This window comes from Sphingomonas benefaciens (genome assembly GCF_052907485.1).
Genome location: NZ_JBREIC010000004.1, coordinates 310,789 through 336,892, shown reverse-complemented (window position 1 = coordinate 336,892; position 26,104 = coordinate 310,789). Strand labels below are relative to the sequence as shown.

The 26,104-nt window shown below is 67.4% G+C and carries 15 protein-coding genes; 6 read left to right on the top strand and 9 right to left on the bottom strand.

All coding sequences use genetic code 11. The features are described 5' to 3' along the window. Window positions 1-293: 293 nt before the first annotated feature. Complete coding sequence (locus ACU5AX_RS14905) at window positions 294-1,046, bottom strand: FadR/GntR family transcriptional regulator (protein ID WP_446691590.1); 753 nt, start codon at window positions 1,044-1,046, stop codon at window positions 294-296. Window positions 1,047-1,203: 157 nt separating this feature from the next. On the opposite strand from ACU5AX_RS14905, the gene ACU5AX_RS14900 reads away from it, so the two are divergent. Together ACU5AX_RS14900 and ACU5AX_RS14895 are read left to right on the top strand one after the other, a co-directional pair. Then, complete coding sequence (locus tag ACU5AX_RS14900; RefSeq protein ID WP_446691589.1) at window positions 1,204-4,218, top strand: TonB-dependent receptor; 3,015 nt, start codon at window positions 1,204-1,206, stop codon at window positions 4,216-4,218. A 73-nt stretch (window positions 4,219-4,291) separates the two neighbouring features. Continuing rightward, window positions 4,292-5,878: a rhamnogalacturonidase gene (locus tag ACU5AX_RS14895; RefSeq protein ID WP_446691588.1), complete on the top strand. Its 1,587-nt coding sequence runs from the start codon at window positions 4,292-4,294 to the stop codon at window positions 5,876-5,878. Here the strand turns inward: ACU5AX_RS14895 and ACU5AX_RS14890 are convergent. After that, window positions 5,862-8,615: a glycosyl hydrolase 115 family protein gene (locus ACU5AX_RS14890; RefSeq protein WP_446691587.1), complete on the bottom strand. Its 2,754-nt coding sequence runs from the start codon at window positions 8,613-8,615 to the stop codon at window positions 5,862-5,864. The genes ACU5AX_RS14895 and ACU5AX_RS14890 overlap by 17 nt on opposite strands. Window positions 8,616-8,721: 106 nt before the next feature. Between ACU5AX_RS14890 and ACU5AX_RS14885 the strand changes: the two genes are divergently transcribed. Next, entirely contained in the window at window positions 8,722-10,914 is a 2,193-nt protein-coding gene (locus tag ACU5AX_RS14885; RefSeq protein WP_446691586.1) for a GH92 family glycosyl hydrolase, read from the top strand. 16 nt (window positions 10,915-10,930) lie between these two features. Here the strand turns inward: ACU5AX_RS14885 and ACU5AX_RS14880 are convergent, their stop codons facing one another. The 5 genes from ACU5AX_RS14880 to ACU5AX_RS14860 form a co-directional block, all read right to left on the bottom strand. Continuing rightward, on the bottom strand, window positions 10,931-14,110 hold the full coding sequence (locus ACU5AX_RS14880) for a glycoside hydrolase family 2 TIM barrel-domain containing protein (protein ID WP_446691585.1): 3,180 nt from the start codon (window positions 14,108-14,110) through the stop codon (window positions 10,931-10,933). Beyond that, on the bottom strand, window positions 14,107-15,279 hold the full coding sequence (gene uxuA / locus ACU5AX_RS14875) for a mannonate dehydratase (protein WP_446691584.1): 1,173 nt from the start codon (window positions 15,277-15,279) through the stop codon (window positions 14,107-14,109). Before uxuA ends, ACU5AX_RS14880 begins: the two co-directional genes overlap by 4 nt. A gap of 326 nt (window positions 15,280-15,605) precedes the next feature. Beyond that, window positions 15,606-16,340, bottom strand: coding sequence for an SDR family oxidoreductase (locus ACU5AX_RS14870; RefSeq protein ID WP_446691583.1), 735 nt, complete (start codon window positions 16,338-16,340; stop codon window positions 15,606-15,608). 3 nt (window positions 16,341-16,343) lie between these two features. Further along, window positions 16,344-18,569 carry a hypothetical protein gene (locus ACU5AX_RS14865; protein WP_446691582.1) on the bottom strand — a complete coding sequence of 742 codons (2,226 nt, stop codon included), beginning with the start codon at window positions 18,567-18,569 and terminating at the stop codon, window positions 16,344-16,346. 87 nt (window positions 18,570-18,656) lie between these two features. Then, window positions 18,657-20,165, bottom strand: a complete 1,509-nt coding sequence (locus ACU5AX_RS14860) for an MFS transporter (protein ID WP_446691581.1) — start codon at window positions 20,163-20,165, stop codon at window positions 18,657-18,659. Between the two features lie 179 nt (window positions 20,166-20,344). Here ACU5AX_RS14860 and ACU5AX_RS14855 point away from each other — a divergent pair, with 179 nt between their 5' ends. After that, a complete protein-coding gene (locus ACU5AX_RS14855) occupies window positions 20,345-21,397 on the top strand; it encodes a zinc-dependent alcohol dehydrogenase (protein ID WP_446691580.1) in 1,053 nt (350 codons plus the stop codon). 154 nt (window positions 21,398-21,551) lie between these two features. After that, window positions 21,552-22,217 carry a cell wall hydrolase gene (locus ACU5AX_RS14850; RefSeq protein WP_446691579.1) on the top strand — a complete coding sequence of 222 codons (666 nt, stop codon included), beginning with the start codon at window positions 21,552-21,554 and terminating at the stop codon, window positions 22,215-22,217. Window positions 22,218-22,281: 64 nt separating this feature from the next. Here the strand turns inward: ACU5AX_RS14850 and ACU5AX_RS14845 are convergent, their stop codons facing one another. After that, entirely contained in the window at window positions 22,282-23,934 is a 1,653-nt protein-coding gene (locus tag ACU5AX_RS14845) for a ShlB/FhaC/HecB family hemolysin secretion/activation protein (protein ID WP_446691578.1), read from the bottom strand. Between the two features lie 160 nt (window positions 23,935-24,094). Here ACU5AX_RS14845 and ACU5AX_RS14840 point away from each other — a divergent pair, with 160 nt between their 5' ends. Next, window positions 24,095-25,765 (top strand): FecR domain-containing protein, encoded by a 1,671-nt coding sequence (locus ACU5AX_RS14840; protein WP_446691577.1) that lies wholly within the window; start codon window positions 24,095-24,097, stop codon window positions 25,763-25,765. Here ACU5AX_RS14840 and ACU5AX_RS14835 read toward each other — a convergent pair. Then, window positions 25,762-26,019, bottom strand: a complete 258-nt coding sequence (locus ACU5AX_RS14835; protein WP_446691576.1) for a hypothetical protein — start codon at window positions 26,017-26,019, stop codon at window positions 25,762-25,764. The genes ACU5AX_RS14840 and ACU5AX_RS14835 overlap by 4 nt on opposite strands. Window positions 26,020-26,104 lie beyond the last annotated feature (85 nt).

Here is a 26,104-nt window from a genome sequence, read left to right as displayed (position 1 = left end):
TTCAGGCTTCAACGCACCGGCCGCGATCATCGGCGCCGCAGGGAATGATATTGTCGAACGGGAAGCGTCGGCGGGTGGCCAGGGCGGGGTAGGGGGGCCTCGATCCCTCGCCCCGGACGCTCGGCGCGGCCTGTTCCCTGCTCGAGCGTCCCGTCAACGCTCACCACGCTACGCTGAGCGGCGCTCCGCCGCGTTGGCGGACTGGTGAATCTGCGCGAGCCAGGCGCTGCTTACCGCAGCCTGACCTCCGCCGTGCGGAAGGGAATGGGCGGCGGTGGACCGGGCCGAGGGGATCAGGCGTGGAGGCGGCGTTCCAACGTGCCGCGCTGCTCGGCGATCTCGGACTGCGTGCGGCGCATCGCCTCCACCTCGGTGGCGGACAGCAGGTCCTGGATGACGCGGCGCAGATGGTCGCGCATGGCGCGGCGCGCGGCGGCGGAGTCGCGGGCGCGCAAGGCGTCGACGATCAGCCGGTGCTCATCGACCCGCGGGTGGACGCCCTCGCGCCGCGCTTCGGCGAACATATGTGCGCTGAGCGGCGCGCGTTCGCGCAGGTTCCACAGCATCTCGACGACCGTGGAGATCACCGTGTTGCCGGTCGCTTCGGCGATGCGCAGGTGGAAGCGCCGGTCGGCGTCGAGCGCTTCGGGACTGGCTTCGGGATTGGCGGCCATCTCGGCGAGCAGCCGGTCGAGATCGGCCAGTGCCTCGTCGTTGATCACCGTCGCGGCGACGGCGCAGGCCTCGCCTTCGAACAGGATTCGCGCCTCGATCAATTCGAAGGCGCCGATGTCGAGTTCGGCCGGCGCCGTCGAACTCGCCGGGGTCGAGGTGACGTAGAGCCCGGAGCCATGCCGCGCCTCGACCAGGCCGCGGATCTCCAGCGCGATCATCGCCTCGCGGATCGTCGGCCGGCTGACACCGAACTCCTCCGCCAGCTCCCGCTCGCCCGGCAGCCGCGTGCCGATCGTGTAGCGACCGTCGGCGATCGAGTCGGCAATGGCGTTGACGACACGCTGATACAGCTTTTCGGTGCGCGGCTTCATGCCTCGTGACTCTCACAGAACGCCGATTGACACAACAGACCAGTTGCGCCTAATTGGCCTAACCAAAAGGATCGGCCAATTTTAGAAGCCGGCCTGCGGGCAGGAATGCGCGCCGTCCGGCGCGGCGGGCGGCAGCCCGAACAGGAGAGGGGGTCGCATGAAGTTCGCCGTCACCGCAGGAGGTCGCTCGCTCGCCGCCATGTTGCTGGCCGGGAGTGCGTTGTCCGCCACGCCGGTTCTCGCCCAGCAGAGCGCGACGCCGCCCGCGATCGAGGTCAACAATCCCGCGACGCCGACCGTCGCCACCCCCGCGAACCCCGACCAGAGCATCGCTGCCGATCCCAATTCGCAGCCCGATCCGATCCCCCAGCCGCAGAGCGACATCGTCGTCACCGGTTTCCGCCAGAGCTATTCGGACGCGATCCGCTCGAAGCGCAACGAGATCGCGATCACCGACGGCATCTCGTCCGATGGTTTGGGCCGATTCCCCGACCTCAACGTCGGCGAGGCGCTGCAGCGCGTCCCCGGCGTGCAGATCAACCGCGAGGCGGAGGGGCGCAACGCGACGATCAACCTGCGCGGCCTGCCCGGCGAATATGCGCGCCTGACGCTGAACGGCGTCGCCTTCGCCGAGCCGATCCTGGCCGAAGCGACGCCGCTGGGCGCGTTCAACGCCGACATTTTCAGCGCGATCGTCATCGACAAGTCGCCGCTCGCCAATGCCCAGTCCGGCGGCCTGTCGGGCAACGTCGACCTGCAGATTGCCACCGCGCTGAGCCGCAAGGAGGGCGGGTTCGTCAAGGCGGCGCTGGAATACAACCAGCTCGGCAAGCGCTTCGCGCCCGCGGCGACCGTGGGGTACAACCACCATTTCTCCGACAGCTTCGGCGTCTTCGCGGTGCTGACCTACAAGAAGGAGAATTTCCGCCGCGATACGCTGCAATACAACAGCTATTCCAGCTTCTCCGCGGCGCAGGCCCAGGCGAATGCGTCGGTGCTGGGCAGTTACTATGCGAAATCCACGGCCTGTCCGTCGTGCACGGGCAGCGTCACCACCAACGGTGTGCTCTACAACAGCCAGCTGCGCCAATATTCGCGCATCAATCCCGGCGACCTGTACACCGGTGCGGCGGGCGCGGAATGGAAGCCCGATGACAATACCAAGGTCAGCCTGACCGGCTTCTATACTGATCGTCGTCTGCCCAAGACGATGCAATATCTGTCGATCATCAGCAATAATGACGCCAGCTTCCTGACGCCGCGCTCGTCCCCGATCCAACTCGACGATGGCCGCTACGTCGTCACCGATTTCGACTTCTCCAACCCGGATTCGCGCATGTCGACGCGGCGGCTGGGGATCAAGCAGCGCGCTTGGGGCATCAACGGCAAGGCCGACTGGAGCAACGACGACTGGCGCCTGTCGACGGTGCTGACCGCGTCGAAGGCGGACAACAATTCCGAGGAAACCTCGATCGACTTCGACCGCGTGCAGACCGCGACGGGCAATGGCGCGACCGGCACGATCCGGACCGGCGCGGGCAATGTCGCAGATCTCTATTACTCTCTGGCGCCCACGCCGCTGGTCAACACCAATGTGCCGACCTGGTACTGGGGCGGCGTCACCGATCCGACGCAATTCTACAACACGCCGACCTCGGCCGGCCGGACCAACCGGCTGCAGTTCACCGGCACGCAGAGCTATGGCGGCAACGAACTGCTCGCCTATCAATGGGATGCCGAGCGGACCTTCCACGGCGGCGTGCTGACCGGCATCCAGGCCGGCTTCCGCTTAGAGCACAATCGCTTCGTCTCGCGCGGCTATCGTATTTCGGCCTATGGTCTTCAGGTCCAGAATATCGACAACACATTCCTGACGACGTCGCCAACGGTCGATGATTTCTTCGGCGGCAAGCTCGGCACCTACAGCACCAACTGGCAGGTAACCCGCTACGATTACGCGATCGGCAAGTTGACGCCAGTGACCCTCTATCCGGGAGGTGCGCTGTCGCCCTCGGGCTACAACATCCGCTACAACGACAATAATTACGCGCTGTACAACTTCACCAACCAGACCGATGTCGCGTCGGGCTATGCGCAGCTGAAATATGAATTCGAGGTCGGCGGCATCCGCGTCCGCGGCAACGGCGGCCTGCGCTACGAATATGCCAACAACACGATCGACTCGCTGGATCGCGTGTCGCTGACCGGCACGATCGGATCGCCCGCCGACTTCCGCACCAACACCTACAACCAGAAATACGGCAAGCTGCTGCCGTCGTTCATCCTCGTCGCCGACCTGACCGACAAGCTGGTGCTGCGTGGCGCGGCCTATCGCACCTATGTGCGGCCGCAGCCGCGCCAGTTCACCCCGGCGACGATCGTCGGCAACCCGGTCAACGGCGTCTATTCGGTGACGCTCGGCAATCCCGATCTGAAGCCCTATGATGCGACGTCGTTTGACGTGTCCGTCGAATGGTACAACCGTCCCAACGGCATCATCTCACTGGCGGCATTCCAGAAGCGGATTACCGGACTGATCGGCCAGGTCACCGACCCGACCAAGCTGTGCCCGGCGGATGCCAGTGCGCTCGGCCTCGGCACTTTACGGGTCAACGGCGACCGCTGCGAAAGCAGCCTGATCTACACCGGCGGCGCGGTGCCGACGCCGTACCTGGTCTCCGCCAGCGGCTTCGTGAACCAGGACAATCCGATCACGGTGCGCGGCCTCGAATTCAACCTGCAACAGTCGCTCGACTTCCTGCCCGGGGCGCTGCGTCACCTGGGTGGCGGCTTCAATTACGCGTACACCGACATCAGCGGCACAACCGCGACCGGCGCGGCGGCGACGCTGCCCGGCGTGTCCAAGCACAATGCCAACGTCATCGGCTATTACGAGACGACCGACTATGGCGTGCGCCTGGTCTACAACGTGCGCAGCAAGTACGACCTCGCCTCCGCCGGAACCTTCACCGGCGCGGCGCGGCAGGTGCGCGCGCGCGGTCAGCTCGACATGTCGGCCTCGTACAACGTCACCGACACGGTCTCGCTGTCGTTCGACGCCTACAATCTGACCAATGCGATCCGGGTCGAATATGAGAACGACCCGCGCCTGATCCGCCGCGCTGATTACGACGGCCGGACCTTCACCGTGACGGCGCGCGCGACCTTCTGATAGCGACGTGTTCCTCCCCTGGCGGCGTTCCCATCATCGGGGGACGCCGCCGTTCTTTCGTGCCGGAGGGTGTATGACGGGATGGCTGATCGACCGGCGCGGCGTGCTGGGTGGCGCGGCCGCGATCGCGGGCGCCGGGCTGGCGTTGCCGCTGGCGGCGGCGCTGGCGCAGGGCAAAGCGGTGCTCGACGTGCGGGCGTTCGGCGCACGCGGCGACGGCCGGACGATCGACAGCCCCGCGATCAACCGCGTGATCGACCATGCCGCGGCGCGCGGCGGCGGGGTCGTCTGGCTGCCCGCCGGCGATTATCTGTCGTACAGTATCCAGCTGAAGAGCCATATCACGCTGCACCTCGACGCCGGCGCCCGGCTGATCGCGGCGGACACGCCCGTCGAGGGCATGGCGCGCGGCGGCTACGACCGGTCGCCCGACCTGCCGGCCAGCTATGCAGCGTTCCAGGACCATGGTCACAGCCATTGGCGCAACGCGCTGATCTGGGGAGAGGGACTGGAGGACATCACGATTGAGGGGGCGGGCCTGATCTGGGGGCGGGGCCTCGGCCGCGGGCACGATTATGACGCCGGCCGGCCGATCTCCGGCCGACCCGGCGTCGGCGACAAGGCGATCGCGTTGAAGCTGTGCCGCAATGTCACGCTGCGCGATTTCCGCATGCTGGAAGGCGGCTGGTTCGCGCTGCTCGCCACCGGCTGCGACAATCTGACGATCGACAATCTGCTGATCGACACCAATCGCGACGGTCTCGACATCGACTGTTGCCGCAACGTCCATGTCACGCGCTGCACGATCAATTCGCCGTGGGACGATGCGATCTGCCCCAAATCCTCGTTCGCGCTCGGCTACCCGCGCTGGACGGAGAACGTGACGATCAGCGACTGCACCGTCAGCGGCAGCTATGCGATCGGATCGGTGCTGGACGGCAGCTTCAAACCCTTTCCGCCGGCACCCAAGAGCACGCACGGGCGCGTCAAGCTCGGTACCGAATCGAACGGCGGCTTCCGCAACTTCGCGATCAGCAATTGCATCTTCGACACCTGCCGCGGGCTGGCGCTGGAGACTACCGACGGCGCGCGGCTGGAGGATATCAGCGTCACCAACCTGACGATGCGCGACGTTACCACCGCGCCGATCTTCCTGTGGCTGGGAACGCGGATGCGGGGGCCGGCGGGGTCGAAGCCGGGCACACTGAAGCGGGTGCAGATCGACAACGTTACCGTATCCGGCGCCGCGCCGCTGCCGTCGATCATCGCGGGCCAGCCTGGCTATCCGGTCGAGGACGTGCGGATCAGCAACATGTTCGTCGATCAGGTCGGCGGGCAGGGGGCGGCGATGGCCGCGCTCGATCCGCCGGAAAACGCGGCCGGTTACCCGGAGCCCAACATGTTCGGCGACCTGCCCGCGACCGGGTTCTTCGTGCGCCATGCGCGCAACATCGCGCTGTCGCATGTCGAGGTGCGGACGCGGGTGCAGGATGCGCGGCCGGGCTTCTGGATGCGCAACGTCGACGGTGTCGACCTCCACGACGTCAAGCTGCCGTCCGGACCCGCCTTTCGCCTCGACGCGGTGCGGCGATTCCGGCTGTGGGGCAGCCGCGATCTCTCCGACCGCCGCATGGCGGGGCCCGTCAGCGCGGCGTGGTGACCGCGCCGTAACGCGGCTTCGCCCGGTCGAGCACGATCTCGACCCGATCAAGGATCACGCCGGGGTCGAGCGGCGTCACGGCCAGCCGGTGCGTGCCCGCGGCCAGGGCGGTCAGCGGTATCGTCGCGACACTGGTGTTGCTGAGCACGTTGCCGCGCCACCGGTCGCTGCGGCCGATGGTGCCGAGGTCGAGCGCGACCGGCGGCGCGCCATCGAGACTGACGGCCACCCTGACGCCATGAGACGGGTTCATGGCATGCGTCGGGAGCGCGACGACGCGCACGACCGCATCGCTGGTCGTCACGGTCGAGAAGGTCCAGCGCGCCGGATCGACGGACGCGGACAGGAGCAAGGAACTGCGCAGGCTCCCGCCCATGCTGCCGAGCCCGTTGAGCATCTGCCATCCGCCGCGGGCTGCGACGGCGGGGGGCAGCGTCACCCGCCGCTCGCGCTCGACCAACGCGCCACGGGCTTCGGCCAGCGTGTCGACGGCGACGGAGAATTCCCGCCCCGCACAGCGCAAGCGGACCTTGCCCTTGGCACCCGTCGTGCCGTCGTAGCGGACGGTGATGCGCTGTTGATAGGCACCGTCCCGGGTCAGCGCGCCTGAGCCCGCCGACAGCCGGTAGCCCGGCGGTGCGCTGATCAGCGACCAGTCGGCGGTCTGCGGCTGGTGCGCGAAAAGGGTGAACGTCCGGGTATCGGTGCGGCCGGCGGGGAAAGCGAGGGTGTTGCCGTCGTCCAGCCATTCGCCCCATGCGGAGACGCCGCAGCCTTTGGCGGAGGAGATCGACCATTTCGGCCATGCGGGCTCATCGAAGACGGGCAGCCTGCGCGGCGCCATGTCCATGATGCCGCGCCACTTCCCCCCTGCCGAAACATTATAGGCGGCGGTGTCGGCGACCAGCCGAGCATGGGCGCCGCGCGCCCGCTCCACCATGACGTTCGCGCCGCCATGCTGTGCCCGTGCATACAGACCGGCCAGATCGAGCGACAGGATCCGCGTGTTGAGCGCTGCCGCGGCACGGACGGGATACAGCACCAATTCGAAAAAGGCGTCGCGACGGTCGGCCGGCATCTGCGCCGCCACGGCTTCGGCACAGGCGACTAGATCGCGATAGGCGGCGATGCGATCCTCCGCCTCCTCGCCATCGGACTGGACATAGGCGCTCGGGCGGTTGGGCGTGACCCATTCGGTTTCGCCGAAGCCCATGAATTCGGGCCGACGCTCCCATGCCAGATCGTAGAAGCGCATCATGATCGCGGCGGTTTCGGCGGCGTCCGCCTCGCCGAACTGTTCGGCCATGAACCGCGCCAGATGCGCCTGCGGCGGCTCGCCGAGCAAGCGGTCGTCGAAGGCAAGGTCGAGATAATATTGCGTCAGATATTCGATCGGCTTGATGTCGCCGACGTTGACGATCCACATCCGCCGCGCGTCCGTCTGCCACGCGCGCTCCATCTCCTCGCGGATCAGGGCGGGATGGGTCGTGCCGAGCCAGAGATAATCGTGCGGCCGTCCCCAATAGGACAGATGGTAGTAGATGCCGGCACCGCCCGGCCGCTGTCGTTCCTTCACGTCGCTCAGCCTACGCAGATAGCCGTAATTGTCGTCGCTCCACATCAGCGTCACGTCGGGCGGCACGGCGAGGCCGGCGTCATAGGCCTCCTGCAGTTCGTGATAGGCGACGAACACCTGCGGCACGTCGGACAGCGGCTTGTGCAACGTGTCCGCCAGCAGGGCCTGTTGGCGCGCGAAGACCGTTTCCAGGATCGCGCGGCGCTGCGCATTGGTAGTTGCGCCCTGCATCGGCCCGTCGTGGATGCCGCGCAGGCCGAGCGTGTAGATCGTCTCTTGCTGCCGCGTCGCCGCGACGCGTTCGCGCCAATAGTCGACGATCGCCTGCGGCCGCCGGGTGAAGTCGAACGGGCCGCGCTGCGCCTCGTCCCATTCGCGCAGGTTGTTGCGCAGCATCGGTTCGGCATGGCTGGTGCCGACGACAATTGCATAATCGTCGGCCAGCGGGGCGTTGCCGGGATCGCCGTAGAAGGGCGTCGAAACGCTGTGCATCGCCGGCCACAGCGTGTTGGCCTTGAGCCGCCACATCAGTTCGAAGACGCGCGCGTAGGTGCGGGGCCCGATATTGCCCTTGGCAGGATCGAAAGTCTTCGCGGCCCAGGGTTGCAGCCCCCAATCCTCGTCGTTGAGGAAGATGCCTCGATACCGGACCGATGGCGAGCGCGACACGACCGTCCCATCGTCGATGGCGATATGGTCGCGCCGGCGCGGGGTGACGTCCGCCCACCAGTTCCATGGCGAGATCCCGAGCGCGCGCGACAAATCGACGACGCCGTAGATCACGCCCCGCCGATCCGATCCGGCGATCAGCAACACGTCATGCCCGTCCACCCGGACACGGGCGCGGACGTAGCGTTCCCAGGCGCCGTGCAGCATCGACAGGTCGACCCCGCCGGCGGCGGCGACACGGCGAACGAGCGGGGTGTCGTAGCTACCGATCACGATGCAGGTGCCGCGGCATTGCGCCGGCGCTGCGACGATCGGCGACCGTGCCGCGCCGAGCGAGACGAGATCGCCGGCGAGCATGGTCGCCGCCAGCGTCGCCGTCCGCCCCCCGCCCGACGCGACGACGAGGGAGGTACGATCAAGCGAGAGCGGCGCCGCCGCCGCTGCCGCTGCCGCGGGAAAGGTCGCTATCATCAGCGTAAGCCACAACCGCATCCTCGCCCCCGGACCAAAATTGGAAATACCAGTCGGAGCTGGCTTAATGACGCTGGTCATGCCACTATCCGTCAGCCGCGTCGAGCAGGCATGGAGGGGAGAGACTATGCAGCGCAAGCTGGCGCGCGTCGCAGGCCTGGTTCTGATCGGCGGAGCGACTGCCGCCACCGTCGCGCCTGCGACCATGGCCGCACCGCAGCTCTATCGTTACGTCGACCCGCGGATCGGCACCGGCAACAACGACCAGGGCGATACCGTGCCCGGTCCGACCCGCCCGGCAGGATCGATCCACCCCAGTCCCGAAACCCTGGTCGGCAGCAATGCGGGCTACGACAAAGACGCGCCGATCAGCGGCTTTGCGCAACTGCATACGCAAGGGTCGGGCGGCCGGACCACCTACGGCACCTTCCTCGTCTCGCCGCAGACCGGCGATCCGGTGTTCGACGAGGCCGCGCATCTGTCGCCCAAGGCGGACGAGCGGCTGGCGGCGGACGCTTATGCGGTGACGCTGACCCGTTATGGCATCCGCGCGGCGGTGACGCCCGCGGCCTTCGCCGCGCTGTACCGTTTTACCTATCCCGCCGGCAAACCGGCGACGATGGTGTTCGACGTCACGCGGAAGATCCGCGGCGAGCTGGCGAGCGCCGGGGCGGACGTCGCGCTCGATCCGGCGCTGGGGCGGATCAGCGGCCGGGTGCGGGCGAAGAGCTACTGGAACCCTGCCGAGACCGACATCTGGTTCGTCGCGCAGCTCGACCGGCGGCCGACCCGCTGGGGCATCCACGTCGGGCAGCAGGACCGGCCGCGCGCGACCACCGCCAGCGCGCCGGCGGACACGCAGCTGGCCGGCTGGTGGCAGTTCGACGTAGCACCGGACCGGCCGGTGCAGATGAAGATCGCGGTGTCGTTCACCAGCGGCGAGCGGGCGGCCGAACTGCTGGCGGAGGATATCCCCGGCTGGGACTTCGACGAAGTGCGGCGCGGCGCGCAGGACGCCTGGAACCGCGAACTCGCGCGCGCGACGATTGATGGCGTAAGCGAGGCGGACAAGCGCCGCTTCTACACCGCGCTTTTCCACAGTGCAGTGCAGCCGCGCGACCGCACCCGCGACCAGCCGGCGGCGGACCGCGCCACGCCGCATTGGGACGATTATTACACGCTGTGGGACACGTACCGCACCGGCTTTCCGCTGATGTCGCTGCTGCGCCCGGATGTGTATTGCGGCAATGTCGCGTCGATTGTGCGCACCTTCGAGCGGTTCGGCGCGGCGCACACCGCCTTCATCGCGGGCCGCAACTATCATGTCGGGCAGGGCGGCGACGAGGTCGACAATGTGCTGGGCGAGGCGCTGATCCGCGGCGTGCCGGGGATCGATTGGGCGCGGGTCGCGCCGATTGCGCTGCACAACGCTTATGAGGAACGCCGACCGCGCTATCTGATCGACGGCTGGTTCGCGGTTGGCGACCGCAGTCCGGAAGCGGACAATCAGCGCGCCCGGTCGGGATCGTCGACTCCGGCCTTCGCGCTCAACGACTTCTACGCCGGGCGGATCGCCGCGGCAGCCGGCCGGCCCGATGATGCCGCGGCGCTGCAGGCCCGGTCCGGCAACTGGCGCAAGGTGTGGAATGCGCAGGCGACGAGCGACGGCTATAGCGGCTTCATCATGCCGCGCTTCGCCGACGGCCGCTTCCAGCCGCTCGATCCCAAGATCGGCTGGGACGGCAAGAAGTACGAGAACGTCGGCTTCTACGAGGGCACGGCCTGGGTCTATTCCTATACGATGCTGCACGACATCCCCGGCATGGTCGCGGCCATGGGGGGCCGTGACCGGTTCATCGCCCGGCTGCGTCATGCGCTCGACGCCAATCTGATCGACATCACCAACGAGCCGAGCTTCGCGACGCCGTGGCTGTTCAGCGACGTCGGTCGGCCGGACCTCGCCAGCTATTGGGCGAACCGCATCTTCCAGCGCTTCACGCCCGACGCCTATCCGGGCGACGAGGACAATGGCGCGATGAGCTCGCATTATGTGTTCAACCGGCTGGGGCTGTTCCCGAAGCTGACCACCGACCTCTATTATCTGCACGCGCCGCATCAGCCGCGCGGCGTCATCACGGGCGAGAGCGGGCGGCCGTTCACCATCCTCGCGCCCAATTGGCGGCCGGGGCGGATCTACATCGCCTCGGCGACGCTCAACGGCCGGCCGCTGACGACGCCCTTCCTACATCAAGCGGACATCACCGCCGGCGGCACGCTGCGCCTCGTCCTGTCGGACACGCCGACCAGCTGGGGTCGGTGATGGGCTTGCCCGCGCCTTATTCGGCGCGGGCAGGGGCTGCGGCGGCGACAGCGGTGCCGGCGCCCGCGAACGGCGTCAGGCGGAAGGCGAAGCGCCGCGGGGCGACGGGGATGCGATAGCGGGGCAGCGGCCGGCCGTCGGCGTTCCACTGCGTGTCGCCGCCGACGCCGGACTGGATCGCATCGACGAGCAGCGAGACCTCGCCGTGCGGGCGGATGTCGCTGCTGTGCCAGGTTCCCGGCGCGCGGCGCGCGAGATTGTTATAGGGGAAGGCGAGGACGTTCGCCGACAGCGGCTGTTCGCCCGCGATACGCAGACCCGCGACGCCGGTGCCCGTCAGCTCCATCCAGCGGACATCGACCTTGTTGCCCGTCTCCTGCGGCCGGATGTAATCGTGATGCTGCGCGGCAATCGCGCCGCGCCACAGGCCGATCGCGGCGCCGCTCTTGCGGTCCTGATAGCTTTCGTGCGGACCGCGGCCGTACCATTCCACCGTGCGATACGTCTGCGGCAGGCGATAGGCGAAGCCGATGCGCAGCGGGTCGGGCAGGTTGGCGTGTAGCGGCGTGAAGCTGCCCTCGACATCGACGGCGCCGTTTGACGTCATCCGATAGCGGGTGACGAAGCGCACCGCGCCGTCGCCCATCGTCTGGCGCACGGTGACGTCGGCACCGCCGTCGGCGGTCCGGGTCAGCACCACCGCTTCCGTCCGGCGCGTGCGCGACATACCGTCCCACAGCGCATTATCCGCCGCCGGACGCGTGCCGATGTCGTTGTCGGTCAGCGCGCGCGTGAAATTGGGCGTGCCGCCCGTCAGCAGATCGCGCGCGCCCTGCGCGTAGCGGACGATCTCGCCCGTGCGCCGGTCGATGTCGAGCGTCGCGCCGCCGGCCGCCAGCGTGATCGCCGCCGCCGTCTCGCGCGCGGTGACGGCCCCCTGCGCAGCGGTTGGCAGCGCCGCGGGCGGCGTCAGCGCGAATTGCTCCCACCCGACGACATAGCCCGCTGGCACCGCGGGGATCGTTCCCGCCTTTGCCCGCGCGCATACCGTCACCAGATATTCGACGCCCGGTTTACGCGACAGATGCGCGATCGGCAGCACGAATGCCTCGCGGCTCCGCGCCGCCGTGCGCAGCACCGGTCCGTTGCCATGCGCCACCGCCACGCCACCGGCGGTCACCGTCCAGTCGAAGGTGAAGCCCGAGAGGTCCCGGAAATCGTGGCGGTTGATGACGGTAAACCGGCCCTGTGCCGCATCGACTGCGGCGAACTGCACAGGCGCATAGACCTTGCGCACCTCGAACAGATGCGGATTGGGGGTGCGGTCGGACTGGAGCAGCCCGTCGCCGAACTCGATCTCGCCACCGGGATTGGGGCCGTAGCTGGCGCCGTCGCCCCAATAGCGCCGCCCGTCGGCGGTATAGCGGTACATCGACTGGTCCACCCAGTCCCAGATGAAGCCGCCCTGCAACCGGTCGGGATGCGCGTAGATCGCCTGCCAATACTCGGTCAGGTTGCCACCCGAATTGCCCATCATGTGCGCATATTCGGACTGGATCATCGGCTGCGCGAATTCGGTGTGGCGCGCATAATCGACCATCTTGGGGGCGCTGTCGTACATCGGCGCATAAATGTCGGCGAAGGCGTTGGGGCGATGATCCTGCAGCTGCGACCAGCCGAGGAAGGAGATCAGCCGCGTCGGATCGATCCGCCGCGCGGCGGCGGCCGCCGCCTCGAAATTGGCGCCGTTGCCGGATTCATTGCCCAGCGACCAGAAGATGATCGACGGATGGTTCTTGTCGCGCTCGACCATGTTGACGATGCGGCTGACCTGCGCCGCGCGCCAGGCGGGATCGCGGCCGATCTCCACCTTGTCGCGATCGATGCCGGTCTGACGCGCATTGACCATGTAGCCGTGGCTCTCGACGTTCGCCTCGTCCATCACATAGAGGCCATATTCGTCGGCCAGCGCGTAGAGCCGTTCGTCATTGGGGTAATGGGACGTGCGGATCGCGTTGATGTTGTTGCGCTTCATCAGCTCGATGTCGCGCCGCATCGAGGCTTCGGAAATGACGTGGAAGGTTTCGGGATCATGTTCGTGGCGGTTGACGCCGCGGATCGTGATCGGCCTGCCGTTGACGGTGACCAGGCCGCCGCGGATCGCGACGGTGCGAAAGCCGATGCGCTGCGCGGTCGCCTGCACGATCGCCCCGCGCGCGTCGCGCAGTTCGACGAGCAGGGTATAGAGGCTCGGCGTCTCCGCGCTCCACGGCCGGATGCCCGGCAGGGTCGCGCGCATCTGCACGGTGCCGTCTACGACCGGGCGACGCTGTTGCAGCAGCAGCCGGTCGCCGTCGCGCAGCTCGGTCGTCACGGTCAGCCCGTTCGCCGCCGCGGTGGCGGTGAGCGCGAGGTCGAGCAGGCCGTCGCGGCCGTCGTCCGACAGCGAGGCCCGCACCCGGCTGTCGACGATCCGCGCCTGCGGCGCCGCGATCAAATAGACCGAGCGCTCGATCCCCGACACGCGCCAGAAATCCTGATCCTCCAGATAGCTGCCGTCGGACCAGCGGTGGATCTGGATCGCCACCGTGTTGCGGCCCGGCCTCACGAAGCGGCTGACGTCGAACTCGCTTGGCAGCTTGGAATCTTCCGAATAGCCGACCTTCCGGCCGTTGACCCAGACGTCATAGGCCGATCCCGCCGCGCCGATGTGGAGGATGATCGCGCTGCCCTGCCAGCCAGCCGGTACGTCGATGTCGCGCCTGTACGATCCGACTGGGTTGATCGCATGCGGGATCAGCGGGCGGTTGGCGGGAAAGGGGTAGGTAATGTTGTTGTAGCGTGCCTGGTCGAACCCTTCCGCCTGCCAGTCGGCCGGGACCTTGATGTCCTTCCAGTCCGAAACGTCATAGCCGGGCTGTTCGAAACCGACGGGTGTATTGTCGGCATCGGGCGACAGCGCGAACTTCCATCGGCCGTCAAGCGAGAGGAAACGGCGCGACCGCCCCATCACGCCGGCCAGCGCCTTGGCCCGATCCTCGAACGGAAAGCCGGTGGCGTGCGCGGGCAGCTTGCCGCGCGCGAACACCGCCGGACTCTCCCAGTCGGGCCGTGACGGGTCGACTTGCACTGGCTGGACCTGCGGCCCGCGGTCCTGCGCGGCGAGGGCCAGCGCGACCGCCAGCACCGCCCTCATGCGGCGCCGCTCGCATGGGCGATACCACGTTCCAGACCGCGCAGCTCGGCAAGGCCGCGCATCCGCCCGATCAGCGAATAGCCGGGGTTGCACGCCCGGCCGAGGTCGTCGAGCATCTGATGGCCGTGGTCCGGTCGCATCGGAATGCTGCGCCCTTCGGCTTGCGACAGCCGGTGCACGGCGGCGACGATCGCCGGCATGCCGGCATCGCCCTCCAGATGGGCCGCTTCATAAAAGCCGCCGTCGGGTTCGCGCTGCACCGATCGCAGGTGCAGAAACCCGATGCGCGAGCCCAGGCGATCAATCATGCCGGGCAGATCGTTGTCGCTGCGCACGCCCAGCGATCCGGTGCAGAAGCATAGGCCATTCGACGCATTCGGCACGCGGGTGAACAGTAGGTCCAGGTCGGCTTCCGTGCTGACGATGCGCGGCAGGCCGAACATCGGGTAGGGCGGGTCGTCGGGGTGGACGACCAGCCGAATGCCCAATGCGTCGGCATGCGGGCACACCGCCTCGAGGAACGCGACATGATGCGCGTGCAACGTGTCCGCATCGATCCCGGCGTAGCCATCGATCGCGGCGCGGAAGCGATCCGAGGTGAAGCTGTCCTCGCTACCGGGCAGACCGGCGAGGATCGTCGCCTCCAGCCGCCGCCGCCCGTCCTGGTCGAGCGCGGCGAAGAGGCGCGCGGCGGCATCGCGTCGACGATCGTCGTAATCTGCCTCGGCGCCCTGGCGGCGCAGGATGTGCAGGTCGTAGGCGGCGACCGCATCCCAATCGAACCGCAGCGCAAGCGCGCCGTCGTCCAACTGATAGGCGAGATCCGTCCGCGTCCAGTCGAGCAGCGGCATGAAATTGTAGGTGACGACGCGGATGCCTTCCGCCGCGAGGTTGGTGAGGCTCTGCCGGTAGGCGTCGATACGCGGTTCCCACGCCGGGCCGCGGGTCTTGATCGCATCGTCGACGGGCAGGCTCTCCACCACCGTCCAGCGCAGCCCGGCCGCCTCGACCATCGCACGGCGCGCCGCGATCGCCGCGCGGGGCCAGACCTCGCCATTGGGGATGTCGTGCAAGGCGGTCACCACCTCGCTCGCGCCCGCCTGCCGGATCGCCGCGAGCGGCACAGGGTCCGCCGGCCCGAACCAGCGCATCGTCTGCGTCATCAGCATGGCGAGCCCATCCTCCGAAAACGAGGAGGACACAGCAAGGCATGGCGCAAGGCGATCTCTCCCAATGGCGGCGCTAAACGGCACAGGATTTTCTGGCTACTCTGTCCAATTGGACAGGCCAATAGCCGGTATAGGCGAAGTCCGCAATCAAAACAGGCGGCCGGGGCACCGCGAGATCGGAAGGCGGGCGACGGGCAGGCGGGCCAGCGACGCTACGGCTCGCTCAAGTCAGCGTAAGCCTGTCCGGCTAATCCGCCGCCGCAGCGCATCACCCGAGGTGATCTCAGCCGGTCATGCTGATCCCCGTCGCCGCTGGCGGCATCGGTCTAGGCGGTCTTCTGGATCAGCGGCTCGATCCGCAGATTGACGACGTCGCAGGCAGGCGAGCGGCTCAGCACGAACAGGATCGCATCGGCGACATCCTCGGCCGGCAACATGCGCCCCTCGGCGATCGCCGCCTGCTTTTCCTCCGCGCTGCATTCCTGCATCTCTGTGTCGACCGATCCGGGCTGGATCACGCTGACCCGGATGCGCATGTCGGCGACCTCTTTGCGCAGCGTCTCGGCAAAAGCCTGGATGCCCGCCTTGGTTGCGGCATAGACGCTTTCGCCCGCCGCCTTGATCTCGGTGCTGATCGATCCGACGAACAGCAGATGGCCGCCGCCCTGTTGCTGCATGCGCAGGATCGCGGCGCGGGCGCAGGCGAGATAGCCGGTCAGATTGGCTTCGATGACATAGCGCCAGTCGTCGTCCGCCATCTCATGGATGGGCTGCGCACCAATCGCGGCGCAGGCGACCAGCATGTCGATGCCGCCCAGCCGGTCATCGACGGCGGCGAAGACCCGGTCGATGCCCTCGCGGGTCGCGGCATCCTCGACGATGCCGGCGACATCGCCGTCGATCCCGGCCAGCGCCGCATCCAGCGCGTCCTTATGCCGCCCGAAGGTCAGCACGCGGGCGCCCTCGGCCGCCAGCGCTTTCAGCGTGGCAAGGCCGATGCCGGTGGTGCCACCGGTCAGCAGGACGCGGCGGCCGGGCAGGAGGGTGGGGCTATTGGTCATCAGCTATTCCCAGCTCACAATCAGGCGCCCGTGCGCCGGTACGCGAAAGTCGATGCGGTCCGCACCGACCGCCTCGGGGCTGATCGCTTCGCCATCCGCGGTGGTGACGCGGCTTTCGGTCAACGTGCGCCGTTTCAGTCGGACGAGGCGCAGCCAAGCGGTGTGCGTCTCGCCCCCGTCGAGCAGGATGGAGAGCGTATGGTCGCCGACCCGCTCGACCGCGCGCGCCAGCATGTCGCAATAGAGCCGGAAGGGCGCGCCCTCGACGGGATGAAAGGCGCTGGTGGCGAAGATGAACGCCGCGCCTGCGCCATAGACCTCCTGTCCGACCTGGCCGGCCGGCTGGCCATCCGGATACAGGTCTTCCAGCGGGAAGGAGAGCGCGCGTTCGACATGGCCGTTGGCGTCGCGCTGATGCTCGGCGATCGCATCGGGCGGCAGCGCGTCCGGATAATAATACCAGGCCCGCGACAGGGCGTAACGGCAATATTCGCCGATCAGCATCCGCGCCTTCGGGTCCAGGTCGGGACCGCCGTCATTCAGATATTGTTCGAACGCGACAAAGCTGTCGAAACATTCATACATCGCCATGTACGGTGCATCCTGAAGACACGTCACCGCCAGGAACGTCTCGTAATGGGCGGCATGGCCGATCTGGCTTTCCCAGATCACCGCATTGTGCAGGAAGCTGGCGAGATAGACGTAGCTCTGCTCGCGATAGACATCGCGATTGGTGATCCGCCACAGCCGCATACAGGCCGCGGCGCCCCAGGCGGTCAGATTGGCCTGATAATTGAGGTTGAAGCCCAGCCCGATCGCGGCATCGATCGCGGCAAGCGCTTCGTCGAGATAGGTCTTGTCGTTGGTCAGCTGGAACGCCTGCAGCATCACCCAGGCGTAGATGCCGCCGACATCGGTCTGCCCGCGGCCGTCGACCGGCGCCTCCTTGGTGATGATCGAAAAGTCGGTGACGTCATATTCGATCGGCCATCGATAGTCGAAATGCCGGGCGGCCTTCACGCCATAGGGGATCGCCTTCAGGAACAAGTCGCGTGCGGGCGCGTCGCCGTCCAGTGCCAGCGTGCCGAGGTTCAGCATCGGGTGGTAGAGATACCAGCTGTCGATCGCATCGGCGTTCTTGTCCTTGCCGACGTTGGGCAGATAGCGGCGGAGCGTGCCGAGTTCCTCATCGAAAAAGCGCGGCAGTCCCGCCTTGAACGTCGCTTCGAGCGGGTGCGGCTCGCCCCGCCAGCGACCCCATCGGTGAAGCGCGGCGATCACCGACATCTGCACCATGACGTCCGGATATTCTGCCCCGGTATAGGGATGGACGTAGCGGTGGCCGTAGTGGCGGATCGTCGCGTCGGGCGCTTCGTCCAGGTCGCGTGCCGCCCGTTCGGCGCGGTCGATCCAGTCGCGATAGGCGACCGGCGGCGGCTCGATCAGGTCATAGGCGCTGCCCAGCATCTGGACGAATTGGCGGGCAGTCTCGCGTTCGTGCGCGGGGGCGTGGTGGTGGAAGACCAGGATCGTGTCGGATAGCGTCACGCACTCGCCGGCCGGCAGCGCAACCTCGGCGGGATCGGCCTTCGCATCGGAGAGGGGCAGGGCATAGCCGAGTTCGGGCCAACTGCCCCCGACGGCTTCGCGGGGCACGGTGCCGGTCGCTTGGAAATAGCCGTTCAATGCCGTAAAATTCTGGACGTAGAGGACGTTGCCGAAGGCGGGGGCGTCGATCCGGAAATACACGAGGCCGGTGTTCAGCCCGCGTTGCGTCGCCTCGACCACCCCCTGTGCGCGCAAGGGGTCGTCGCCGGCGCCGAAAGGATAGAGGTCGCGCGGGGCGGGGGGCATGACCATCGGCCGGGCAGGGATGAAGTGCGTCGCGATGCGCAGGCGCTCCACGGCCAGCCGATCGGCGCGGCAGGACACGATATGCTCACCCATGGCGCTGCTCAGCCGGAGCCTGGCGACTTCCCCCGGTTCCGGCGGCAGCACCGCGCAGTCGAAGCTGGTCGGCAGGAAGGCGGCGCGGACCGCCACCCCGCCCGCGCTGGCTCGACGCCGGACGATCGCGAACACCGACGTGGCGGTCCGGTGCAGCCGGATCATCAGGTCGCCGGCGGTGAAATCGACCAGCGGCGCCGGCTCGTCCCGCAGCAGTTCGCTCAGGTCGAGCAGATGGGGGCTGATCGCGGGCGGCGCTTCGGCCGTCGCTGTTCGGGGCATGAGAAACTCCGAAAGGATGACGCGGTTGACCTCTAATCCCCTGATAAAGCGCGCAGTTCCGGGAAAAGGGGCGGTGTTTAAACTGGGTCAGTGCATTCGTGCCGTGCGCGCCGATCGAGCCCGTTTCAGCCGGATCCGCGTGCGGGCATCACGCAACAGAGTCGCGGGCAGATCGGTCGCGGCGCGCAGGCCCGCAACCGAGGATATGTTGCGGATACTGCGCCGCGTTTCGTTCAGCACCTGCCCGACCATCGCCCGCCGCTCGATCTCCCCATGCTCGCGCACCAGCGAGAGGCGGTGGATGGCATAGAGGCCGATCAGCCCGGCAAGCAGGAAATAGAAGTCCCAGGCGGTCAGCACGATCGGCAGGGTGAAGATGCCGTTCGGGCTGCGCCATCGCGCCACCAGCTCGAACTGGCGTGCGGCGAAGAACTGGGCGAGCAAGCCGCCCAGGATCGGTGCGATTCCGGCCGCGATGGCGGTGGTCATGGCATTGGCGGCGACATAGGCGGTGGCGGACCCCTTGGGCGACAGCTTCAACGCAATATTGGTGCTCGCCAGTGTCACGCCCGCGATAGTCGCGCCCATCACGAGGTGGAGCCCGATCAGCCACAGCTTGACCGCGCCCCGATCGCCCAGCTGCGACGCGCCGATCATCGCGACGATGGCCAGGATGTAGGCGGGGGCGGACACTGCCAGGACCGACTTGTTGGCGAACCGGTCGCTGAGCCGCCCCCAGAGGCGAAGCGCGAGGATGTTGGCTATCTGGCTGGCGACGCTGAGCAGCAGCACGAAGCTGACGGCGAAATGCAATTGCCGGACGATGAAGACGGTGAAGAAAGGCGTCGCGAGATTGATCGCGAATTGCCAGCTGCCCACGAAGACGAGCAAGCGGCGGAAATTCCGGTCTCGCAGCGGTTGCGCCAGCAAGGCGCGCAACGCGACGGCGCCCCTGGCCGGCGGCATCAGCGGTTCCGGCATCATCGCGACGATCCGCGCGCTGATCAGGCCGGTGACGCAACCGGTCGCGAACATCGCCGCAAACACCATGTCACGGGCCGGGGAACCGGCGGTTGTCCGGTCGAGCGCCAGCGCAGCGACCAGACCCAGGATCAGGCTGATCGCGGTCAGCCGGACGGTCCGCCGGGCAAAGACGTCGCCCAGCCGATCGTCGGGTGCAAGATCGCGCATCCACGTGTTCCATGCGCAACCGCCGACCGCACCCAGACCGCACAACAGCATCTGCGCCGCCAGGAAGATCAGCAGCGTCGCCGTCCCGCTGAAGAAGGCGAGCACCGCCATCACCGCCAGCATCGTCCGGCCGACTAGGCTGGACAGCACGGCGATCTTCTTGCGTCGACGCCAACGCTCGACCAGCTGGATGGCGGGCAATTGCAGCAGTTGCGCCAGGAACGGCATCGCGGCGAGGATGCCGACCATCACGTTCGACGCCCCCAGATGAAGCGCGAAGGCGGTCAGGATCACCCCGCTCGTGAGTGCGGCCGCCCCGCCCGAGAATCCCGCCTCGACGACGAGCAGCCGCAATCCGCGCTCACGGTCGGTGGTGGTCAATTCGGCTTGCGGGTCCAGGGGCATGCGAGGCGGGGCAACGCCCGGTGTACGATGCGGGTTGCCATCTGCACCCATAGACCTTGATCCATGTCGTTGAGATTTAAGACTATTAGTCTGCTTGCCGTGCCACCATCCCGGGTTTCGCTGGTTTGCCTGGCGACGATGGCGAGTCCGCCGCCTGCCGCTCATTCGGGAGACATGCCGTGAAAGCCGCCCGCAAGACCGCCGATGGCCGTTTCGAGATCGCCGAGGTCGAGGAGCCGCGCTTGCCCGCGGACGATTGGGTCAAGGCGCGGGTGCGGATGGCGGGGATTTGCGGCACTGACCTGCGCCATTGGGAAAAGGCGGAGGAGGAACTGCACTGCTGCATCATGGGCCATGAACTGGCGGGCGAGGTGATCGAAATCGGGGAGGCCGTGACGCGGGTCGCGGTCGGCGACCGGGGGCTGATCGAATCCGTGCTCGGCTGCGGCCACTGCGCTTGGTGCCGGGTGCAGCAATACAACCGCTGTCCGGACCTCTATCCGACCCGGCGCGCCAGCGTCTCGCGCGCCTATGCCGAATATGTCGTCGGGCCGCAGCACAAGTTCCATCCGTTACCCGACAGGGTCGGCTTCGACGACGCGGCGCTGCTCGACACCTATGCAGTGGCGCTGCATGCCCAGCATCTGTCGGGTCTGAGCATCGGGTCGCGCGTGGCGATCATCGGGGCAGGACCGATCGGGCTGGGCCAGTTGATGCTCGCCAAGGCCAGTGGAGCGACCGTGACGATCATCGACAAGATGCCGCACGCCCTCACCCTGGCCGCACGGCTCGGCTCGGATCGCACCGTGCGATCGGATCAGGAGAAGGCCGAAGACGTGATCCTGGGGCTGACCGACGATCGGGGTGCCGACATCGTGTTCGAATGCGCCGGCGGCGAATCCATGCCCGAGACTTCGCCCCTCGCCACGCGGCTGGCGCGGCGCGGCGGCAAGGTCGTCATCGTCGGGGGCTTCGATGCGAGGGCGACCGCCATCCCGCTGGAATGGCAGCGTATCCAGATGTCCGAAATCACGCTGATCCCGAGCGCCAGCTTCGCCTTCCACGACATTCATGCCGAACAGGTCGAAGCGCTCGATCTGGTGACGCGGGGGGTGCTGAAAACGCAGGAGCTGATCACACACCGATTCCCGCTCGACCGTATCAACGAGGCGTTCGAGGTGGCACAGGATCGCGGCCGGACGAAGGCCATCTTCGTCGGCCTGGATATCTGAACCCGCCGGCCGCGGCCCGCAGGGTGCCGGCCTCGATGCGATGCGGCGTTGGTGGACTCGTCAGAAGGCGTCGAAGGCGAAAGGCATGCGCAGGCTCGTGCTGATTGCGCAGCAAGCGCGTTAGTCGCTGCTTCACGCCGCTATATGCGCTAGCATGTTGGTGATGGCATCCGAGCGAACCTCATCCAGCGTCAGACGCCGCCCGGTGAAGCGTGATGCGGTGGCCGATCGATGGCTGTTGCTGATCATGGTCGCAGCGGCGCTGGCCGTCGCGAGCAGCTTTTTCAATCCCGCCGCCTTCGAGCCGAAATCGCAGCGCGCGAGACAGATGACGATGGCGGAGGCCCGGGCGTCGAATGCTGAGGTCCCCATCGTCACCAAGGCGCGCGTCACGGCCGCCCCCTACCGGTTCCGTGGCGGACCTGCCGAACGCGCGCAGGCGGTCGACTGCCTAGCCACGGCCGCCCTCTACGAAGTGGGGGACGACCCGCGCGGGCAACGGGCGGTCATCCAGGTCATTCTCAACCGCGCGCGCGCACCCGGTTTTCCGAAAACGATTTGCGGCGTCGTCTATCAGGGGTTCGATCGTACGTCAGGCTGCCAGTTCTCGTTCACGTGCGACGGGTCGATCCGGCGACGCACCAAGCATTTCGGCTGGTCTGCGGCGCGACGAAACGCGACGAGAGCCTTGGCGGGAAGGGTCTTCGCCGATGTGGGCCGCGCCACGCATTATCACGCGGACTGGATGGTGCCATATTGGCGTGACACGATGATCAAAGTCGCCAAGGTCGACACGCACCTCTTCTACGTACGCGGCTGAAGGCGGCTCGGGCAGAGTGCCGAGCCGCCGGAGGCGGGCAAGTGATGCGCGCTGAGCGTTGCCGCTAGAAGCTGCGGGCGAGGCGAAACGAGACCCGGGGACTGCGGGTGCCGGTATCGAAGCGGTCCTCGTTCAACGGGAAGGCGATTTCGACGATGCCGTCCAACCGGCCGTTGCCCAGCCGCGCCCCGGTTCCCGTCGAGAGCAGGGAGCCGCCTCCCAAGCCGCCGCGGAGATTGTGGACATAACCGCCGTCGACAAAGCCGTAGAGCATCACCCTGTCGATCGCACCGGGGATGTGGCCGAAGTTTGTGCGTAACTCTGCGGATGCGAGGACGCCGTCATCCCCGGTCCGCTCGGCGTAATCATAGGCTCGGCCGAACCCCGGGCCGCCGACCCCGATCTCGGCCGTGGCGAGCAGGGGACGCGATGCCACCTGTCCGGTCGAGGCCAGCGACAGGGCGAACGGCCCCGGCAATGGCGTCGTCCAGTCGATGGCATAGTTCCACGCCGCGAAACGCGCGTCGCCATCGGGGCGGGATGCCAGGCGATCCCCCTCTTGCGTCACCCCGGCCAGCGGTAAGCCGCCAACCATCGCGACGGTGCCGTTCAGGATGCCTCCGCCGAGACGGGCCGTGCCGACAAGGGAACCCGTCAAGGTGACGATCCGATCGTCGCGCAACATGCTGCCGAGCAAGGACTGGTCGGTCTTCAGGGCGCGCAGTTCGACGTTCGCCCAGACGCTGCGATCTCGGCTGCGCTGCAACGGCGTGTTGAAAGCGATCGCGACGTCGATGCTGTCGCCGACGACGTCAAGCGGTTTCAGAAAGCCGCCCGGTCGCGCGCGACCTCCCGATGCCGATACGGAAAGCGAGCTTCCGCGCATATCGACGGGCGCGGTATACGCCGCGCGTAAGAAGCCAAATTCTTGTGGATCGGTTGGCGTCGTGGCGGCAAGGAGCCTCAGTTCGTCGCCGCTTTGCGCGACCCCACGCACGCTGGCCAGTGCCGTCGCGCGCAACGGACCGATCTCCCTCGACCCGCGATTGTCAATCTGCACATAGGCGGCCGTACGGGCCTGCGCGATCGTGACCAACAGGATGCCGAAACCGTCCTGCCTGACATAACGCGTCTCCTTCACGGTGACGCCCGCAATGTCGCCGACCAGAAGGATCGCGCGCTCCAACGTGCTCCGTCGAACGGGCGAGGCCGTGACAAGCGCGTCGGTCAGAAGCTTATCAGCCACCGGGTTGACAGCGCCAATCACGCGCACCGCCGAGATTCGACCTTCGTCCAGTGTGACGCGCAACAGCCCGTCGGCCGTGGTCTGTGGCTGGATCGTCGCGCTGGCGAAGGGATAACCCTCGTCCCGTGCGATGGAAGCGACCGCCCCGGCCAAGGCGGAGAGGTCCTCGGAAGACAGGGCTCGCCCCAGGAACGGCAACAGGGCCGGCGCGAAGGCCTCCGTAGCGACCGCCTCGTTGCCAACGACAATAATCGCGCGCGGGGCTGGTAACGGCGCCTGGCTTGCCGAAGATCCCGCATTGGGCGCCACCGTCACCGCCGTGGACGACGGCCTTGGGGTTGCAGCCTGATCCGGCAAGGCCCGTTCGACGATCGTCGGGTCAGCCCGATCCAGGCGAACCTGCGCGACGGCCGGCATGGCGATACTCGTGGTGCCGATGGCGATCGACGCCCAACATGAAATGCGGCGCATCTTGTTTCCTCTGGTGACGGCCCAGCGGTAGCGAGCAAGCGTTTGCAAATGGTTAGTTAGCCCTTTCGCGACGTTAACTTCGTCTGCGAACCCCGTCCTAAGTCGTTGTCATGCAAGCGATATGGTCGCGTCATACGGCGCGCGTCAAAAAGGGGACGAAATGCTGAAGCGCACGCTGGCGATACTGGCCGCTGGATGTTCGACGATGGCTCTTGCGCAAGAGCCGGGATGGACGATCAGCGAATCGAGCGGCGCGGTGCGCATCTCCCATGCCGGGATCACCAAGGTCGCTTTTCGTGGCGCTGCCGTGGCCCCGGGCGACGTCGTCACCACCGGAACCGGCGCCCGCGCTGTATTGGTCCGCGGTACGGAATTCATGATGGTCGCCCCCGCGTCGCAGCTGCGCCTGCCGGTCGAAGCCAATGCTGGCGGGCTTACCCAGGTCTTCCAGGAATTCGGCAACGTCGTCTTCATGATCAAGAAGAAGATGGCGCCGCATTTCGAGGTCAAGACGCCGTATCTGGCCGCCGTCGTCAAAGGCACGACCTTCAGCGTCGGCGTGACCCCACAAGGATCGTCCGTGCAAGTGCTGGAAGGCGCGGTGGACGTCGCCACCGGGGACGGCGGCGCCCATGAGCTTGTGCGGCCAGGATCCGTTGCCTTCATCGGCTCGAGCAACGTCTTCCAGTTGCAGATCCAGTCGGGAGGCACGCGTCGCACCATTCAGTCTCCGGCTCAACCTGCGTCCGGCAGCACGGCTGGTCCGGCGATTTCCGCGCCGGCGGGGACGGATGCTCCTGCGGAAAGTGGCACTGGCGCTACGGCGTCGCCCGCGGTTGCCGTTGCCCCCTCCGCCGCCGGCGCCATCATGACGTCGGTGTATGAAGCGCCTGTCTCGCTCAGCAAGACGACGAACGGGTTGGTATCGGGCAATATCGGTGGCGCGGCAGATATCGCGGCCGTCGCGACGGCGACGAAGATCGCCACCGAGGCGACCACCAGCACCACCAAGACGGTCGAACTGGCGGAGGCCACCGCCGCCGCGACTGCCCGGCAACACGAGGCTGCCGAGGCCGCGGCACGGCAGGCCGAAAGCGCAGCTGCAGCCGCCGAAGCGAAACGGATCGCCGAGCAGTCGAGCATGGATGCAGCGGCGGCGGCTCAGCAAGCCGCCAGCGTGGCGGCACAGGCCGCCGCCGACAAGGCGCAGAGCGATGCCGCCAAAGCCGCCGCCGCCGCTCAGGCCAATGCTGCTGCGCAAGCGGCAGCAGACGCCGCTGCGGCAGCCGCGAAGGCGGAAGCCGATGCTGCGGCAAAGACGACCATGCTCGCGCAGGCACAGGCCGATGCGGCACGAGCCGCGAAGATGGCGGACGATGCGGCCAAGGCAGCCGCCCAGGCCAATGCGGATGACGCGGCGCGGGCAGCCGCTGCGCAAGCGGCGCAAGCTGCGAGCGACGCGGCGGCAGCGGCGGAGAAGGCCAACGCCCAGGTCGCGCAGGCGGCCGCTGACAAGGCCGCCAAGGAAGCAGCGAAAGCTGCCTCCGATCAAGCGGCGCAGAAGGCCGCCGCCGATGCCGCGAAAGCGGCCGAGGATGCGGATCAAATGGCCAAGGATAAAGCGGCCAAGGACGCAGAAAAGGCCGCGAAGGACGCGGCGCAGGTAGCCGCGAAAGCAGCGGCCGATGCCGCGAAGCAGCAAGCCGATATCGCGACGGCCGCACAGAAGGCCGCCGAGGATGCAGCAAAGGCGGCCGCGGATGCCGCGGCAAAAGCGGCCAAGGATGCCGGTACTGCCGCTGATGGCATCCTGAAGAAGATCAAGGTTTAGGGTGCATCTGCTACTCTGGAGGAAATGAATCCGGAGGCGCGCCGTGCATCAACTTCGATCGCGACGCGACGGGACTTCTTGCCGGCCGAAGTCACGCTGACGGAAGCGACCGAGCGGGCCCATCGCCTGAACCTTTCTGCGTCGGGCACGTGCGTACATATGCGCGCCGCGCCGCGCCGCGCCGCGCCGCGCCGCGCGTCGGGGAGGTGGCGCAGGTGCGATTGTTCCGTCAGGCGCCACAGCGCTCGCGTCATGTGACGTCATTTGGGGTCGGCGCTTTCGTGCGACGCAGCCCTGACCGCCGAGCAGGTCTCGGAAGCCCTCGAGCTGCCCGACACC

Excerpts from the sequence above, each read along its gene's own strand:
- ACU5AX_RS14905 (WP_446691590.1), bottom strand. The coding sequence starts at position 1,046 with ATGAAGCCGCGCACCGAAAAGCTGTATCAGCGTGTCGTCAACGCCATT.
- ACU5AX_RS14900 (WP_446691589.1), top strand. The coding sequence starts at position 1,204 with ATGAAGTTCGCCGTCACCGCAGGAGGTCGCTCGCTCGCCGCCATGTTG.
- ACU5AX_RS14895 (WP_446691588.1), top strand. The coding sequence starts at position 4,292 with ATGACGGGATGGCTGATCGACCGGCGCGGCGTGCTGGGTGGCGCGGCC.
- ACU5AX_RS14890 (WP_446691587.1), bottom strand. The coding sequence starts at position 8,615 with ATGCGGTTGTGGCTTACGCTGATGATAGCGACCTTTCCCGCGGCAGCG.
- ACU5AX_RS14885 (WP_446691586.1), top strand. The coding sequence starts at position 8,722 with ATGCAGCGCAAGCTGGCGCGCGTCGCAGGCCTGGTTCTGATCGGCGGA.
- ACU5AX_RS14880 (WP_446691585.1), bottom strand. The coding sequence starts at position 14,110 with ATGAGGGCGGTGCTGGCGGTCGCGCTGGCCCTCGCCGCGCAGGACCGC.
- uxuA (WP_446691584.1), bottom strand. The coding sequence starts at position 15,279 with ATGCTGATGACGCAGACGATGCGCTGGTTCGGGCCGGCGGACCCTGTG.
- ACU5AX_RS14870 (WP_446691583.1), bottom strand. The coding sequence starts at position 16,340 with ATGACCAATAGCCCCACCCTCCTGCCCGGCCGCCGCGTCCTGCTGACC.
- ACU5AX_RS14865 (WP_446691582.1), bottom strand. The coding sequence starts at position 18,569 with ATGCCCCGAACAGCGACGGCCGAAGCGCCGCCCGCGATCAGCCCCCAT.
- ACU5AX_RS14860 (WP_446691581.1), bottom strand. The coding sequence starts at position 20,165 with ATGCCCCTGGACCCGCAAGCCGAATTGACCACCACCGACCGTGAGCGC.
- ACU5AX_RS14850 (WP_446691579.1), top strand. The coding sequence starts at position 21,552 with ATGTTGGTGATGGCATCCGAGCGAACCTCATCCAGCGTCAGACGCCGC.
- ACU5AX_RS14845 (WP_446691578.1), bottom strand. The coding sequence starts at position 23,934 with ATGCGCCGCATTTCATGTTGGGCGTCGATCGCCATCGGCACCACGAGT.
- ACU5AX_RS14840 (WP_446691577.1), top strand. The coding sequence starts at position 24,095 with ATGCTGAAGCGCACGCTGGCGATACTGGCCGCTGGATGTTCGACGATG.
- ACU5AX_RS14835 (WP_446691576.1), bottom strand. The coding sequence starts at position 26,019 with ATGACGCGAGCGCTGTGGCGCCTGACGGAACAATCGCACCTGCGCCAC.